This is a genomic window from Pseudomonas putida (genome assembly GCF_016406145.1).
Classification (GTDB): Bacteria; Pseudomonadota; Gammaproteobacteria; order Pseudomonadales; family Pseudomonadaceae; genus Aquipseudomonas; species Aquipseudomonas putida_E.
This window is the reverse complement of the sequence record NZ_CP066306.1, coordinates 252,420-266,092: the sequence shown is the minus strand read 5'-3', so window position 1 is coordinate 266,092 and position 13,673 is coordinate 252,420. Positions and strand designations below refer to the sequence as shown.

17 protein-coding genes are annotated in these 13,673 nt (G+C 62.3%); 10 read left to right on the top strand and 7 right to left on the bottom strand.

The features are described 5' to 3' along the window. Positions 1-86: 86 nt before the first annotated feature. Positions 87-749 carry a glutathione S-transferase gene (locus JET17_RS01260; RefSeq protein ID WP_012312200.1) on the bottom strand — a complete coding sequence of 221 codons (663 nt, stop codon included), beginning with the start codon at positions 747-749 and terminating at the stop codon, positions 87-89. 147 nt (positions 750-896) lie between these two features. On the opposite strand from JET17_RS01260, the gene JET17_RS01255 reads away from it, so the two are divergent. The 3 genes from JET17_RS01255 (at position 897) to JET17_RS01245 (ending at position 4,522) form a co-directional block, all read left to right on the top strand. Then, positions 897-1,196 (top strand): hypothetical protein, encoded by a 300-nt coding sequence (locus JET17_RS01255; RefSeq protein WP_012312199.1) that lies wholly within the window; start codon positions 897-899, stop codon positions 1,194-1,196. 69 nt (positions 1,197-1,265) lie between these two features. Next, positions 1,266-1,511 (top strand): TIGR02647 family protein, encoded by a 246-nt coding sequence (locus JET17_RS01250; RefSeq protein ID WP_012312198.1) that lies wholly within the window; start codon positions 1,266-1,268, stop codon positions 1,509-1,511. Between the two features lie 146 nt (positions 1,512-1,657). After that, complete coding sequence (locus JET17_RS01245) at positions 1,658-4,522, top strand: class I adenylate cyclase (RefSeq protein WP_012312197.1); 2,865 nt, start codon at positions 1,658-1,660, stop codon at positions 4,520-4,522. A 4-nt stretch (positions 4,523-4,526) separates the two neighbouring features. Here JET17_RS01245 and rnk read toward each other — a convergent pair whose 3' ends face one another. From rnk to cyaY, 3 genes are all read right to left on the bottom strand, one after another. Then, entirely contained in the window at positions 4,527-4,937 is a 411-nt protein-coding gene (rnk, locus tag JET17_RS01240) for a nucleoside diphosphate kinase regulator (RefSeq protein ID WP_012312196.1), read from the bottom strand. 134 nt (positions 4,938-5,071) lie between these two features. Further along, positions 5,072-5,284 carry a DUF1289 domain-containing protein gene (locus JET17_RS01235; RefSeq protein WP_012312195.1) on the bottom strand — a complete coding sequence of 71 codons (213 nt, stop codon included), beginning with the start codon at positions 5,282-5,284 and terminating at the stop codon, positions 5,072-5,074. A 1-nt stretch (position 5,285) separates the two neighbouring features. Further along, entirely contained in the window at positions 5,286-5,618 is a 333-nt protein-coding gene (gene cyaY / locus JET17_RS01230; protein WP_012312194.1) for an iron donor protein CyaY, read from the bottom strand. A 252-nt stretch (positions 5,619-5,870) separates the two neighbouring features. Here cyaY and lptM point away from each other — a divergent pair, with 252 nt between their 5' ends. Genes lptM through JET17_RS01200 form a run of 6 tightly spaced genes read left to right on the top strand, consistent with a single transcriptional unit; the run spans position 5,871 to position 10,481 of the window. Then, positions 5,871-6,074, top strand: a complete 204-nt coding sequence (gene lptM, locus JET17_RS01225; RefSeq protein ID WP_012312193.1) for an LPS translocon maturation chaperone LptM — start codon at positions 5,871-5,873, stop codon at positions 6,072-6,074. Between the two features lie 9 nt (positions 6,075-6,083). Next, positions 6,084-7,331 carry a diaminopimelate decarboxylase gene (gene lysA, locus JET17_RS01220; RefSeq protein WP_012312192.1) on the top strand — a complete coding sequence of 416 codons (1,248 nt, stop codon included), beginning with the start codon at positions 6,084-6,086 and terminating at the stop codon, positions 7,329-7,331. 4 nt (positions 7,332-7,335) lie between these two features. Beyond that, positions 7,336-8,166, top strand: coding sequence for a diaminopimelate epimerase (gene dapF / locus JET17_RS01215; RefSeq protein WP_012312191.1), 831 nt, complete (start codon positions 7,336-7,338; stop codon positions 8,164-8,166). A gap of 13 nt (positions 8,167-8,179) precedes the next feature. Further along, positions 8,180-8,890, top strand: coding sequence for a DUF484 family protein (locus JET17_RS01210; protein ID WP_012312190.1), 711 nt, complete (start codon positions 8,180-8,182; stop codon positions 8,888-8,890). Continuing rightward, positions 8,890-9,789, top strand: coding sequence for a tyrosine recombinase XerC (gene xerC / locus JET17_RS01205; protein WP_012312189.1), 900 nt, complete (start codon positions 8,890-8,892; stop codon positions 9,787-9,789). The genes JET17_RS01210 and xerC overlap by 1 nt, the downstream gene beginning before the upstream one ends. After that, positions 9,786-10,481 (top strand): HAD family hydrolase, encoded by a 696-nt coding sequence (locus tag JET17_RS01200; RefSeq protein ID WP_012312188.1) that lies wholly within the window; start codon positions 9,786-9,788, stop codon positions 10,479-10,481. Before xerC ends, JET17_RS01200 begins: the two co-directional genes overlap by 4 nt. Positions 10,482-10,561: 80 nt before the next feature. Here JET17_RS01200 and sutA read toward each other — a convergent pair whose 3' ends face one another. The 3 genes from sutA to glnK form a co-directional block, all read right to left on the bottom strand. Next, positions 10,562-10,891: a transcriptional regulator SutA gene (gene sutA, locus JET17_RS01195; protein ID WP_012312187.1), complete on the bottom strand. Its 330-nt coding sequence runs from the start codon at positions 10,889-10,891 to the stop codon at positions 10,562-10,564. A gap of 429 nt (positions 10,892-11,320) precedes the next feature. Continuing rightward, positions 11,321-12,655, bottom strand: a complete 1,335-nt coding sequence (locus tag JET17_RS01190) for an ammonium transporter (RefSeq protein ID WP_012312186.1) — start codon at positions 12,653-12,655, stop codon at positions 11,321-11,323. 47 nt (positions 12,656-12,702) lie between these two features. Beyond that, positions 12,703-13,041, bottom strand: coding sequence for a P-II family nitrogen regulator (gene glnK, locus JET17_RS01185; RefSeq protein WP_002555808.1), 339 nt, complete (start codon positions 13,039-13,041; stop codon positions 12,703-12,705). Between the two features lie 363 nt (positions 13,042-13,404). On the opposite strand from glnK, the gene JET17_RS01180 reads away from it, so the two are divergent. Beyond that, a complete protein-coding gene (locus JET17_RS01180) occupies positions 13,405-13,668 on the top strand; it encodes an accessory factor UbiK family protein (RefSeq protein WP_012312185.1) in 264 nt (87 codons plus the stop codon). Positions 13,669-13,673 lie beyond the last annotated feature (5 nt).

Here is a 13,673-nt window from a genome sequence, read left to right as displayed (position 1 = left end):
CCACTCGACCGCATCGGCTTCAAGCCCTGTGCAGTACCCGTGGGAGCCGGCTTGCCGGCGATTGGGCTGCGAAGCAGCCCTCGTCTTCAGCGCTTACCGCTGCGAATCATCTCCATGAAGGCCGGCATCGCCGCCTCCTTGTCTGCCACGATCCGCGCCATGTGCGGGTTTTCGTGCATTTTCTGCAGCAGCGCTCTGGCCTCAGGGAAATCGGCGAGGAAGTCGACGTTCAGCACCTTCTTGCCTACTGCACAAGCCAGGTCGACCGAGAAGCAGAACATCAGGTCGGCAATCGTCAGTTGCTCACCGGCCACATAGGGCGCAAAACGGCCATTGCGCTTCAAGGTGGCGAACCCCGCCAGCAGATCCGCACGCGCCCGCTCCTTTATCAATGGCTCTACCGCTGCGCCGAAGAACGACTCGGCATAGCAGGTACGGGCCGGCAGCTCGATATACAGCTCGATCTCCTTGAGCAGCTCGCGCACCTTGGCCTGCTCGAACGGGTCGGCTGGCAGCAGCGCCTTGCCCGGTTGGGTCTGCTCGATATAGTCGAGAATCACACCGGTTTCGCTGAGCGAGCCGTGTTCGGTCTGCAGCACCGGCACTTTGCCGCGCGGGCTGATTTCCAGCGCCTGAGCCGTCTGACCTCCATAGAAGGTGACCTCTTCGAACGGCAGGCCCTTTTCCAGCAGGGCCAGTTTGACCATGTTGTAGTAGTTGCTGACCGAGAATCCGTGAAGCTTGAGCATGGGGTAACAGCCTCCAGGCCGTAGGGGTTGGCCGGGCTTTTATAGCTCGTTACGGCTGTGCCTGACCAGCGTCATGCACCTGGTCGATGACCGGGCATTGCCGACGCGGGCATGGCACACTGTGTGCCCATTCACAGGAGTAGCGCCATGAGCGAGCCCACCGACATCGACAATGACGACGAAGCCTTCGCCGAAGCGACGCTGACCCAGGCCATCGAAAACCAGATAGAAAGCGGCGAACCGCCGGCAGCCAAGGCTACGTTCAACAAACTGAGCCTGGTCGGCTACGAGCGCGAAGACATCCTCAACCTCATGGCCCACGTGCTGGCCATCGAGATCGACAACATGCTCGACGAGGACCGTCCTTTCAACACCGAGTGGTACGAAACCGCCCTGCGCGCTCTGCCCGAGCTGCCACCTGAGGCAGATCAAGGCGAGGCCGAATAACCCGACTACACTCCAGGGTCAGGCACCGCTGGCGGTGCCGCCATCCTCGTCTGGAAGTCAGGAGTCGCCATGTCCTTCACCCCCGAACTGATTGCTGAACTGGAAGTCCTTGCCCTGTTCAACCTGGACAGCAGCCAGGAAGGCATCAAGATTCACGCCAATGCCTCCCCCGCGCTGGTCGCAGCAGCTCGACGCCTGCATGAAAAGCAATTGACCGATCAGCCCGATGGCGGTTACCTCACCAGCCTTGGGCATGACGCAGTCGAAAGCGTGCAACTGTTGCTGAACATTCTCAAGTCGCCCCAGCCGGCATAAGCCTGCCCCGCCCCATCGCTGGCAAGCCGGCGATGGGGCCCGCCAAGGCGCAAGAAAAATGGCGTCAAAACTCCAATTGCCGCTTATCCGAGTGCATTACTCAGGCTAAACTCGACAGAGCTTCCCCGGCCTGCCCTGAGTGTGCAATGACCCACCCCCACGAAATCCGCCCCGATATCGACGAAGGCATCGATCGCAAGGTGCTGGCGAAATTGCGTGCGCGGTTTCTGCAACTGAACACAGGCCGGCTACAGCGCGCCATGGATGGGCTTTCGACCCGCCAGCAACAGGTGTTGACCCTGCTACCACTGCTGTTTCACGTCAACCACCCGCTGCTGCCTGGCTACGTTTCGGGTAGCACCCCGGCCGGTGTGTCGGGCTTCGAGCCCGATGCCAACCTGGTCGCCGAGGGCCAACGGCTGGCGCGATCGTTCACTTACAAAACACGCCTGGGCAACCCCAACCGCCCGATACACGGCCTGTTTCTGATGGGCAGCCTTGGCACGCTGGCCCAGGCTGAGCAAAGCGACATCGACCTGTGGGTCTGTCATGCCCCCGGCCTGGGTGACAGCCAGCTCGATGAACTGCGACGCAAATGCCAGTTGCTCGAAACCTGGGCCGCCAGCCTGGGCGCCGAAGCACACTGCTTCCTGATCGACCCGCAAAGCTTCGCCCAAGGCCAGCGCGACAGCCAGCTCAGCTCCGACGACTGTGGTACCACCCAGCACTACCTTCTGCTCGACGAGTTCTACCGCACGGCCATCTGGTTGGCCGGGCGCACACCGCTGTGGTGGCTGGTGCCGGTGTATGAAGAGCGCAACTACAGCAGCTACACCGAAACCTTGCTGTCCAAGCGTTTCATCCGCAGCACCGATGCTCTCGATCTCGGCAACCTGGCCCACATCCCGGCCGGCGAGTATGTCGGCGCTGGCCTGTGGCAGCTGTTCAAAGGTATCGATTCACCTTACAAGTCACTGCTCAAGCTGTTGCTGACCGAGGTCTACGCCAGCGAACATCCAGCCGTACGCTGCCTGAGCCTGGACTATAAACAGGCGGTATTCGCCAACCACCTCGACCTCGATGCGCTTGATCCCTACGTCATGGTTTACCGGCGCATCGAACGCTACCTGCAAGCACGCGGTGAAACCAGGCGGCTGGAGCTGGCAAGGCGCAGCCTTTACCTGAAGGTCAACAAGAAACTCAGCGGCCTGGACCGCGCACGAAGCAACGGCTGGCAGCGCCGGTTGCTCAAGCGCCTGGCCGATGAGTGGGGTTGGGACGAGCGCCAACTGGCGTTGCTCGACAGCCGCAGCCAATGGAAAGTGCGTCAGGTCGCCGTGGAACGCAGCGAGCTGGTTGCCGAGCTGAACCATAGCTACCGCTTCCTCAGCCAGTTCGCGCAAAACAACAATGCCAGCAGCCGCGCCGACCAGCGCGACCTGAATGTCCTGGGCCGGCGCCTTTATGCCGCGTTCGAGCGCCGTGCCGGCAAGATAGAAGTGATCAACCCCGGCATTGCCCCGGATCTCGCCGAGGACACCCTGACCCTGGTCCAGTCGCCAAATCGCAAGGAACCCGGCAGCCATCACTGGGGCCTGTACAACGGTAGCCTGAGTGTTCACGAATGGGAGCACTTCAGCCCGATCAAACGCTGCCGAGAGCTGATCGAGCTGCTGACCTGGGCACACCGCAACGGCGTCATCGACAACACCACGCGCCTGGCGCTGCACCCCGGCGTCAGTGACCTGAACGAGTTCGAGCTGTTCAACCTGCTCGGCAGCCTGCAGCAGAGCATCCCTTTGCCATTGGAAACCGTCAGTGAAGTGCGCCTGTTGCAACCGAGCGTGGCCAACGAGATTCTGCTGCTGGTCAACGTCGGCGTCGATCCGTTGCAACACCATCGCGACTTGAACATCCTGATGACCACCGAGCGGACCGACTCGTTGAGCTACGCGGGCGTTCGCGAAAACCTGGTGCTGACCCTCGACCAGATTACCCTCAACAGCTGGAACGAAGTGCTGGTCCAGCGCTACGACGGCGAGCACGCCCTGATGCGTTGCCTGCGCGATTTCCTCAACAGCCTCGGCCAGCGCAGCCATCGGCCGAGCGTGCGGGTGCGCTGTTTCTGCCACAACCGCGCCCAGGCCATCAGCCAGCGGGTCGAGGAGATTTTCGACACGGTGCAACTGTTGCTCGACCAGGGTCGCAACCACCGCTACCTGCTGCAGGTGGCGCAGCACACACACGTGCTGGAACTGCTGCCCGGCCAGGTCAGCCTGACCACGCTCGCAGAGCATGAGGCCGTACTCGATTGCCTGGGCGAAGAACGCAGCACCTACAGCCCGCTATACCTGGATGCCAATGCCCTGCAGGACCACGACCTGCCACTGGTGCTGGAACACGGCCGCCCCGGCTGCATCCAGGTGTTCTACCGCCTGCTTGAGGGCTGGGCCGACCTGTATGTGCTGGATGAGTACAATGCCCTGTGGCAGCAACGCCTGCCCTTGCACGACGAAAACCACCTGCTGCTGCCGCTGCAGCGCTTTCTGCGCTCGATGGTAATGCGCCACGACGCACGCGTGCCGCTGGACAACCTGCAGCAAGCACCATTGCAGACCCACTATGCGCAACTGTTGCCCTCGGGGCCGGGCAAGGCACGCAGCATAGAGCCGCGGTCAACGCCCAACGACCTCAATGATCAGCCGTATTACGAAGTGCAGGCCATCCTCCAGGCCGGCACGGGCGATGACATGCATGTCACGCTCTATTGCAATCAGCAGGAGTTTTCCGAGCTGGACCACGGCGATGAGCTCTACACCGTGGTCGCCCGGCAGATTCTCAGCCAGCGCCGCAGCGCCGGGCACTACCGCTGTTACATCACAGATCTTGACCTGTCCGAACTGCTCGATGACGAAAGGGGCTCGACCGTCCTCTACCTGCGCTACAAGCGCGAACTGGAGCAGGCCCTGAACGATGGCCTGGCTCAGTTGCAGGCTACCCTGGAGCCTTGAACCCTCAGAGGTCGAAATCGCCCGCAGCTTCAGGCTGGTACTCGACGGCCAGCAACTTGAGCTTGAGGGTTTTGCCCCCCGGCGCAGGCCAGTCGATCTGCTCGCCCACCGACAAGCCCAGCAGTGCGCAACCAATCGGCGCCAGGATCGATACCTTGCCTTCGCCGCCGGCATCCTTCGGATACACCAGGGTCAGATGGTAGTCCTTGCCGCTGGCTTCCTCACGGCAGTGCACGCGCGAATTCATGGTCACAACACCCGCCGGCACTTCCTCGTGACCGACCACCTGCTCGGCGCGGTCCAGCTCGTCCTGAAGGGCGAGCACACCCGGGGTACTTTCGTCGAGGCTGTCGATCAGGCGCTCCAGACGCTGCACGTCCAATCGGGTAAGGATGAGGGAAGGCTTGGTGCTCATGATCCAGTCAGACTCCATTGAACGGTTGGTTTTCTAGGGGCAGATAAAGCAAAACCCCGCCCAGAGGGCGGGGTTTGATGAGTGCTTTGGCGTCACCGACGCATAACCCGACACTACCACAGCCGGGCAAATACTCAAGCCTGCGCGCGCAAGGCATCGGCTTCGCGGCAAATCTGCCGGCGCCGTTCGTCGTCGGCCGAGCGCCACTCGCGAATGTGCTCGACATGGCGATGGCAACCTGTGCAAACGCGCTGTTCATCCAGCCGGCACACGCTGATGCACGGCGACGGCACCGCTGGGCTGACGTTGCTGTAAAGCGGCTTGGCGGGCCGCGCCTGGGCGCTCATATCAGATCTCGTCGAAGTCCAGCTTTTCGCCGGCCCGCTCCCAGACAATCCGCTCGAGCATCTCGCCCAGCAGCTCTTCGCTCTTCTCGCAGACCCACTTGCCGCTCTCTTCGTCGTAGTCGAAGTGGAAGCCACCGGAGCGGTCGGCCAGCCAAAGCTGACGCAGTGGCTCCTGGCGGCTGAAGATCAGCTGGCTGCCGTTGTCGAACTTGATGGTAAGTACGCCGGCGGAATTCTCCATGTCCAAGTCCAGGCCGCTCTCGTCGAACAGGTCTTCCAGGGCCTGTTGGGTGGCGTCGACCAGATCATGGAAACGCGCTTCGCTCAAACTCATTGCAGGAACCTCGAAATTGGCTGCGTTACAGGCAGGTCGGGCAAGATACGGGCGCTTGGCGCCAGCCGCAAGCGGCGAGCTCCAAGCTGCAAGAAAAAGGTCAGCGTACACCTGAGGGCTTTTTCTTGCCGCTTGCCGCTCACCGCTTGTGGCTAATTTCTGCCCGCCCGGCGGACCGGCTCTTGCATAGGCAATCCGGCAGTCGCTCGGTATACTCGGGCGCAATACTGCATATTTCAAAGGATTTCACCCATGAAGCGCCTGATTTCCTCGCTCGCGGCGCTGGTCGCGGTTGCCTGCCTCGTTTCGGCCTGCGGTCAGAAGGGCCCCCTGTACCTGCCAGAAGACGGCAAGGACGGCAAGGGCAGCCAGAAGTCGCATCAGCACCAGCACGCTCAGCCTGTCCAGCCACAGGATGAGCAGCCAATCGAGCCCGAGCAAACGCCAGAGCAGTAAGGAAATCAGATGAACGCTTTCAATTACCGCGACGGTGGACTGTTCGCGGAGGGCGTGGCCCTGTCGGCCATCGCCGAACGTTTCGGCACCCCCACCTACGTGTACTCGCGCGCCCACATCGAGGCCCAGTACCGCAGCTATACCGATGCCCTGCAAGGTGTCGAGCACCTGGTGTGCTTCGCGGTCAAGGCCAACTCCAACCTTGGTGTGCTGAACGTTCTGGCCCGCATGGGCGCAGGCTTCGACATCGTTTCCGGCGGTGAGCTGGAGCGGGTACTGGCCGCCGGTGGGCGGGCTGACCGTGTGGTGTTCTCCGGCGTCGGCAAGACCCGCGAAGACATGCGGCGCGCGTTGGAAGTCGGCGTTCATTGCTTCAACGTCGAATCCACCGACGAACTGGAGCGCCTGCAGGTGGTTGCCGCCGAGATGGGCAAGGTTGCCCCGGTCTCGCTGCGGGTCAACCCGGACGTCGATGCCGGCACCCACCCTTACATTTCCACCGGCCTCAAAGAGAATAAGTTCGGCATCGCCATCGCCGACGCCGAAGCCATCTACGTGCGTGCCGCGCAGCTGCCAAACCTGGAAGTGGTCGGTGTCGACTGCCACATCGGCTCGCAGCTGACCACCGTAGAGCCATTCCTCGACGCGCTCGACCGCCTGCTGGACCTGGTCGACCGCTTGGCCGATTGCGGCATCCACCTGCGCCATCTGGACCTGGGCGGCGGTGTTGGCGTGCGCTATCGCGACGAAGAGCCGCCACTGGTAGCCGATTACATCAAGGCCATCCGCGAGCGCGTCGGCGACCGTGACCTGGCCCTGGTGTTCGAGCCGGGCCGCTACATCGTGGCCAACGCCGGTGCCCTGCTGACCCGCGTGGAATACCTCAAGCACACCGAACACAAAGACTTCGCCATCATTGATGCGGCGATGAACGACCTGATCCGTCCAGCCCTGTACCAGGCCTGGATGGGCGTTAGCGCGGTCACCCCACGTGAGGGCGAAGGGCGTGCCTACGACCTGGTCGGGCCAATCTGCGAAACCGGCGACTTCCTCGCCAAGGACCGCCAGCTGAACCTGGCCGAAGGTGACCTGCTGGCTGTGCAGTCTGCGGGCGCCTATGGTTTCGTCATGAGCTCGAACTACAACACCCGTGGCCGTTGTGCGGAAATCCTGGTCGACGGCGATCAGGCTTTCGAAGTCCGCCGTCGCGAGACCATTGCCGAACTGTACGCTGGCGAAAGCCTGCTGCCGGAGTGACCCCATGCTTCTGCGTTTTACCAAGATGCATGGGCTGGGCAATGACTTCATGGTCCTGGACCTGGTCAGCCAGCACGCACACATCCAGCCCAAGCACGCCAAGCAATGGGGCGACCGCCACACCGGTATCGGTTTCGACCAGTTGCTTATCGTCGAGGCACCGAACAACCCGGAAGTGGATTTCCGCTACCGGATCTTCAATGCCGACGGTTCGGAAGTGGAGCAATGCGGCAACGGTGCGCGCTGCTTCGCACGATTCGTGCTGGACAAACGCTTGACCGCGAAAAAGCGCATCCGTGTTGAAACCAAGGGCGGCATCATCGAGCTGGACGTGCAGAACGACGGCCAGGTGTGTGTCGACATGGGGCCACCGCGCTTCATTCCCGCCGAAATCCCATTCGTCGCTGATGAGCAGGCGCTCAATTACCCGCTGGAAGTCGACGGCGAGTTGCACTCTATTGCTGCCGTATCCATGGGTAATCCGCATGCCGTGCTGCGCGTCGATGACATACGTACTGCGCCGGTCCATGGCCTGGGCCCGAAAATCGAGAACCACCCACGCTTCCCGCAGCGGGTGAACGCCGGTTTCCTCCAGGTCATTGACCGCCACCGCGCCAACCTGCGGGTATGGGAACGTGGCGCCGGCGAGACCCAGGCCTGCGGCACCGGTGCCTGTGCAGCAGCCGTGGCCGCCATCAGCCAGGGCTGGATGGACTCTCCGGTGTCCCTGGACCTGCCTGGTGGGCGCCTGAACATCGAGTGGGCCGGCCCCGGCACGTCCGTGTTGATGACTGGCCCAGCCGTACGCGTCTACGAAGGACAGGTTCGTCTCTAAGCGAGTAACCGCCATGACCGATCAGCCCAAGGTTGTACCCCAGCAGTCCAGTGAGCTCGATGCCGAAGCGGTGGTCGCCTACCTGCGCGCCCACCCGACCTTCTTCGCCGAACACGACGAACTGTTGGTCGAGCAACGTATCCCTCACCAGCGTGGCGACAGCGTGTCGCTGGTGGAACGCCAGCTCAAACTGCTGCGCGATCGCAACATCGAGATGCGCCATCGCCTGTCACAACTGATGGACGTGGCCCGGGACAACGACCGGCTGTTCGAAAAGACTCGCCGGCTGATCCTCGACCTGCTCGATGCCGGCAGCCTGGAAGAAGTGGTCATGGCGGTCGAAGACAGCCTGCGCCAGGAGTTCCAGGTCCCGTTCGTCAGCCTGATCCTGTTCGGTGACCATGCAGCGCCAGTCGGCCGTTGGGTCAGTAATGCCGAGGCCCAGCAGGCCATCGGCGGCCTGCTGGGCGGCGGCAAGACAGTCAGTGGCAACCTGCGTGAGCACGAACTGGCCTTCCTGTTCGGTGAGGAGCAGCACCATGAAGTGGGCTCCAGCGCCGTCGCTGCCCTGGAGTACCAAGGGTTGCACGGCGTGCTGGCGATCGGCAGCCGCGATCCGCAACACTACAAGAGCAGCGTCGGCACCCTGTTCCTTGGCTACATCGCCGAAGTGCTAGGCCGCGTGGTGCCGCGCGTTACCCAGCCCCTGCGCCCGGTGCGCTGATGGAACGCCAGCTGGAGGCTTATTGCGCCCACCTGCGCAACGAGCGCCAGGTGTCCGAACACACGCTGCTGGCCTACCGCCGCGACCTCGAAAAGGTCATCGAATACTGCAACACCCAAGGCATCGCGGGCTGGGGCGCCTTGCAGATCCAGCAACTGCGCCAACTGATCGCCCGCCAGCATCATCAGGGGCAATCCTCGCGCAGCCTGGCGCGGCTACTGTCGGCGGTACGCGGGCTGTATCGCTACCTGAACCGTGAAGGCCTCTGCCAGCACGATCCCGCCAGCGGCCTGAGCGCCCCCAAGGGCGAGCGCCGGCTGCCCAAGGTGCTGGACACCGACCGTGCCCTGCAACTGCTCGACGGCGGCGTGGACGACGACTTCATCGCCCGCCGCGACCAGGCCATCCTCGAACTGTTCTATTCCTCTGGCCTGCGCCTGTCCGAGCTGACCAACCTCGACCTTGAGCACCTGGACCTTGCTGCCGGCCTGGTACAGGTGCTCGGCAAAGGTGGCAAGGCGCGCGTGCTGCCTGTCGGCCGCAAAGCGCGCGAAGCCATGCAGCAATGGTTGCGGCTGCGCGGCATCGGCGGCCCGCGTGACGGCGCCGTCTTCATCAGCCGTCAAGGCAATCGCCTTGGGCCACGGGCTATCCAGATGCGGGTCAAGGCAGCCGGTGAACGCGAACTGGGCCAGCACCTGCACCCGCACATGCTTCGCCATTCATTCGCCAGCCATGTGCTGGAATCGTCCCAGGACCTGCGGGCGGTGCAGGAAATGCTCGGCCATGCCGACATCAGCACCACACAGATCTACACCCACCTGGACTTCCAGCACCTGGCGGCGGTGTACGACAGCGCCCACCCACGGGCCAAACGCAGCAAAGGCACAGACTCATGAGCATCAAGCTGATCACGTTCGACCTTGACGACACCTTGTGGGACACCGCGCCAGTGATTGCCAGCGCGGAAGTCGTGCTGCGCGACTGGCTGCAGGCCAACGCTCCGATACTTGGCGGCGTGCCGGTGGAACACCTGTTCGCCATTCGCGAACGTCTGGTGCAGGCTGAGCCAGGCCTCAAGCACCGTATCAGCGCTTTGCGCCGGCGCGTGCTGTTCCATGCGCTGGAAGAGGTGGGATACAGCGAAAAGCACGCTCAGGAGCTTGCCAACGAAGGGTTTGAGGTGTTCTTGCATGCCCGGCACCAGGTTGAGGTGTTCCCAGAAGTGCAGCCGGTGCTGGAAATTCTGCGCCACCACTACACCCTGGGGGTGGTCACCAATGGCAATGCCGACGTACGCCGCCTGGGCCTGGCCGATTACTTCCGCTTCGCCCTGTGCGCCGAGGACCTGGGGATAGGCAAACCAGACCCGGCGCCCTTCATCGAAGCGCTGAAGCGTGGCGAAGTAGAAGCCAGTGCCGCCGTGCATGTTGGCGATCATCCCGGGGATGACATTGGCGGCGCCCAGCGCGCAGGCTTGCGGGCGGTTTGGTTCAACCCCCAGGGCAAGGCCTGGTTGGGGGAAGCGGCGCCGGATGCCGAAATCCAGCGCCTGTCGCAGCTGCCCGACATACTTGCGCGCTGGCGCTGACAGGGGCCGCTTTGCGGCAGTGAAAACCGATAGCCACAAAAAAGCCCGCGGCGACGGCGGGCTTTTTGGTGTTCAGCCACTCAGATAGGGCGGCTGCCGTACTTGTTGTCCGGCTTCTTGGGCGGGTCGGCGACTACGTTGGCCTCGACTTCCTGCACCTTGCCACCGCGCGAAAGGAATTCTTCCATCGCCTTGGCCAGGGCATCACGCTCCTTTTGCTTGGCTTCCATGCTCGGCATCTCGTCTACCGAAACAGCCGCCTTGGATTTGCCTTTGGCAACCGGTGCCGGGCTGCTGTCGTCATCGCCAGCGTCTTCAGCGCCATCGTCAGCCGCAGCTTCGAGGCCATCATCAGCCTCGTCTTCGTCGCCTACTTCGAGGTCATCATTTTCCAGATCGTCGTCGCTCATGTTCTACCTCATGACTTGCGAAAAGCAGGTTAGTTATAGACCAGTGCAGCCGTAGACCGGCAGCCACCAGTGAAAATTCAACTGGCCGTGGGTTGGCCACTGCCCTTGGGACGGCACTCCTGATGGGACGCCCCGCCCGGCAGGCCCTGCTCCTGGCAGGACCTGACAAAACCTTGCAGCCCTTGCTGGCCACACGCTATTGGCAAGCCTAGCAAAGGCTGACGAAGCGTGCGGACAACTCGTGCAACACCTCTCGGCGCGCATTCTAGCGCGCCCGTGGAAAAAGCAAAGCTCCATAAACGCCCTGCTTGTTGTAAGTTTTTGGCCTACGTCGCGAACGTGACTGATAAACCGTTTGCTCTGCGGGAAATGGCAAAAAACAGGCAAAAAAATGCCCGGCAAGCCGGGCAAGTTTTTCCAGCGTCGCAGTTACAGGTTGTAACCGCGTTCGTTGTGTTGAGCCAGGTCGAGGCCGACCGACTCTTCTTCTTCGTTGACCCGCAAGCCCATCACCACGTCCAGCACCTTGAGGATCACGTAGGTGACGATGGCGGTGTAGACCACGGTGAAAATCACGCCCTTGGCCTGGATCCAGACCTGCGCACCGATATCGGTGACCGCGCCGAAGCCGCCCAGGGCCGGAGCCGCGAACACACCGGTGAGGATGGCGCCGATGATGCCGCCGATGCCATGCACGCCGAAGGCATCCAGGGAGTCGTCATAACCCAGCTTGCGCTTGAGGGTGGTAGCGCAGAAGTAGCAGAGCACGCCAGACACCAGGCCAATCACCAGGGCGCCCATCGGGCCCACGGTGCCGGCAGCAGGGGTGATGGCAACCAGGCCGGCGACCACACCCGAGGCGATGCCCAGGGCGCTAGGTTTGCCGTGGCCGATCCACTCGGCGAACATCCAGCCCAACGCTGCAGCAGCGGTGGCGATCTGGGTCACCAGCATGGCCATGCCGGCAGTGCCGTTGGCGGCTGCGGCGGAGCCGGCGTTGAAGCCGAACCAACCGATCCACAGCATGGCTGCGCCCATCAGGGTGTAGCCCAGGTTGTGCGGGGCCATCGGGGTAGTCGGGTAGCCTTTGCGCTTGCCCAATACCAGGCAGCAGACCAGGCCGGCGATACCTGCGTTGATGTGCACCACGGTGCCGCCAGCGAAGTCGAGCACGCCCCAGTCCCACATCAGCGCGCCATCACCGCTCCAGACCATGTGCGCGATCGGTGCGTAGACCAAGGTGAACCAGATGCCCATGAACACCAGCATTGCCGAGAACTTCATGCGTTCGGCGAAGGCACCCACGATCAGCGCCGGGGTGATGATGGCGAAGGTCATCTGGAAGGTAATGAAGACCGCTTCAGGGAACAGTGCGGCAGCCGACGTCAGGCCGTCCGGAGTGACGCCGCTGAGGAACGCCTTGGAGAAGCCGCCGACGAAGGAATTGAAGTTGAGCACGCCCTTTTCCATACCGGTGGTATCGAAGGCCATGCTGTAGCCGTAAACGACCCAGAGAATGCTCATCAGACCGGTGATGGCAAAGCATTGCATCATCACCGAAAGTACGTTCTTCGAACGCACCATACCGCCGTAGAACAGGGCCAGGCCCGGGATGGTCATGAACAGCACCAGCGCCGTGGCAGTCAGCATCCAGGCGGTGTCACCTGAGTTCAGTACTGGGGCGGCAGCCTCCTCTGCCAGGGCGATGCCCGGCATTACGAGGGACAATAGGGCTCCTAGCCCTGCGATCTTACGCAGAGTCATGTTGTTTTCTCCTGGGGCGTTGGGTTTGGTGAGGCTTTTTTGGGCGCTTAGATCGCGTCGGTATCGGTTTCGCCGGTACGGATGCGGATTGCCTGCTCCAGATTCACCACGAAGATCTTGCCGTCACCGATCTTGCCGGTGTTGGCAGCCTTGGTGATGGCTTCGATCACTCGATCGAGGTCCTTGTCGTCGATGGCGACGTCGATCTTCACCTTGGGCAGGAAGTCGACCACATATTCCGCACCGCGATACAACTCGGTGTGACCCTTCTGCCGACCGAAGCCTTTGACTTCGGTGACGGTGATGCCCTGCACGCCGATTTCCGACAGTGACTCTCGCACGTCGTCCAGCTTGAACGGCTTGATGATGGCTGTGACTAGCTTCATGAAACTCTCTCCCGATTTGGTGGACTTGCCCCAGGAAAACAAACCCGTCTCAAGTCTAAGCGCAGCGGTTGGCTTTGTAACGCGTCGTCGGCATCCGGCTCCGCGTGCGCACTGCCTGGTCACAAGGAACTGCATCAGTGCATGGCTCGTACAGGTCTTTGCAGAAACCTTGCCAGTTCCGTTAAAGCGCCGAAAAACAGGCAGTTGCGTGAAAGAGTCAGGATTGGCCAGTCGCCAGCATTAAAAAGATGCACAGCCTTGGTGCACATCAGTGCACGGGCCTGCTCGAAAAACGTGCAACGAAGCGCGAAAGGGCCACGTGTTACACTGCCGGCCATTCCCATCAGCAGTGGACAGCCGATCATGCTCGCGCCCAAAGCCCTTCTCGATGCCCTGAGCGACCAGGCCTCGCGCCTGTTCAGCGGCGACACCGCCCAGCCCCGCGCCGAACTGGAAAGCCAGTTCAAGGTGCTGATGCAAGGTGCCTTCAGTAAGCTGGACCTGGTCAGCCGCGAAGAATTCGACAGCCAGATGGTCGTATTGGCCCGCACCCGTGCGCGCCTGGAGGCCCTGGAGAAACAGGTCGCCGAGTTGGAAGCCCGCATGGCACCCGCGGCACAGGATTAAGCTCC

What these genes read in the sequence shown, in the direction of transcription:
- JET17_RS01260 (WP_012312200.1), bottom strand. Translation starts at nt 749, where the DNA reads ATGCTCAAGCTTCACGGATTCTCGGTCAGCAACTACTACAACATGGTC.
- rnk (WP_012312196.1), bottom strand. Translation starts at nt 4,937, where the DNA reads ATGAGCACCAAGCCTTCCCTCATCCTTACCCGATTGGACGTGCAGCGT.
- lysA (WP_012312192.1), top strand. Translation starts at nt 6,084, where the DNA reads ATGAACGCTTTCAATTACCGCGACGGTGGACTGTTCGCGGAGGGCGTG.
- JET17_RS01190 (WP_012312186.1), bottom strand. Translation starts at nt 12,655, where the DNA reads ATGACTCTGCGTAAGATCGCAGGGCTAGGAGCCCTATTGTCCCTCGTA.
- JET17_RS01250 (WP_012312198.1), top strand. Translation starts at nt 1,266, where the DNA reads ATGTCCTTCACCCCCGAACTGATTGCTGAACTGGAAGTCCTTGCCCTG.
- xerC (WP_012312189.1), top strand. Translation starts at nt 8,890, where the DNA reads ATGGAACGCCAGCTGGAGGCTTATTGCGCCCACCTGCGCAACGAGCGC.
- JET17_RS01255 (WP_012312199.1), top strand. Translation starts at nt 897, where the DNA reads ATGAGCGAGCCCACCGACATCGACAATGACGACGAAGCCTTCGCCGAA.
- JET17_RS01180 (WP_012312185.1), top strand. Translation starts at nt 13,405, where the DNA reads ATGCTCGCGCCCAAAGCCCTTCTCGATGCCCTGAGCGACCAGGCCTCG.
- JET17_RS01235 (WP_012312195.1), bottom strand. Translation starts at nt 5,284, where the DNA reads ATGAGCGCCCAGGCGCGGCCCGCCAAGCCGCTTTACAGCAACGTCAGC.
- glnK (WP_002555808.1), bottom strand. Translation starts at nt 13,041, where the DNA reads ATGAAGCTAGTCACAGCCATCATCAAGCCGTTCAAGCTGGACGACGTG.
- dapF (WP_012312191.1), top strand. Translation starts at nt 7,336, where the DNA reads ATGCTTCTGCGTTTTACCAAGATGCATGGGCTGGGCAATGACTTCATG.
- JET17_RS01210 (WP_012312190.1), top strand. Translation starts at nt 8,180, where the DNA reads ATGACCGATCAGCCCAAGGTTGTACCCCAGCAGTCCAGTGAGCTCGAT.
- sutA (WP_012312187.1), bottom strand. Translation starts at nt 10,891, where the DNA reads ATGAGCGACGACGATCTGGAAAATGATGACCTCGAAGTAGGCGACGAA.
- JET17_RS01245 (WP_012312197.1), top strand. Translation starts at nt 1,658, where the DNA reads ATGACCCACCCCCACGAAATCCGCCCCGATATCGACGAAGGCATCGAT.
- lptM (WP_012312193.1), top strand. Translation starts at nt 5,871, where the DNA reads ATGAAGCGCCTGATTTCCTCGCTCGCGGCGCTGGTCGCGGTTGCCTGC.
- JET17_RS01200 (WP_012312188.1), top strand. Translation starts at nt 9,786, where the DNA reads ATGAGCATCAAGCTGATCACGTTCGACCTTGACGACACCTTGTGGGAC.
- cyaY (WP_012312194.1), bottom strand. Translation starts at nt 5,618, where the DNA reads ATGAGTTTGAGCGAAGCGCGTTTCCATGATCTGGTCGACGCCACCCAA.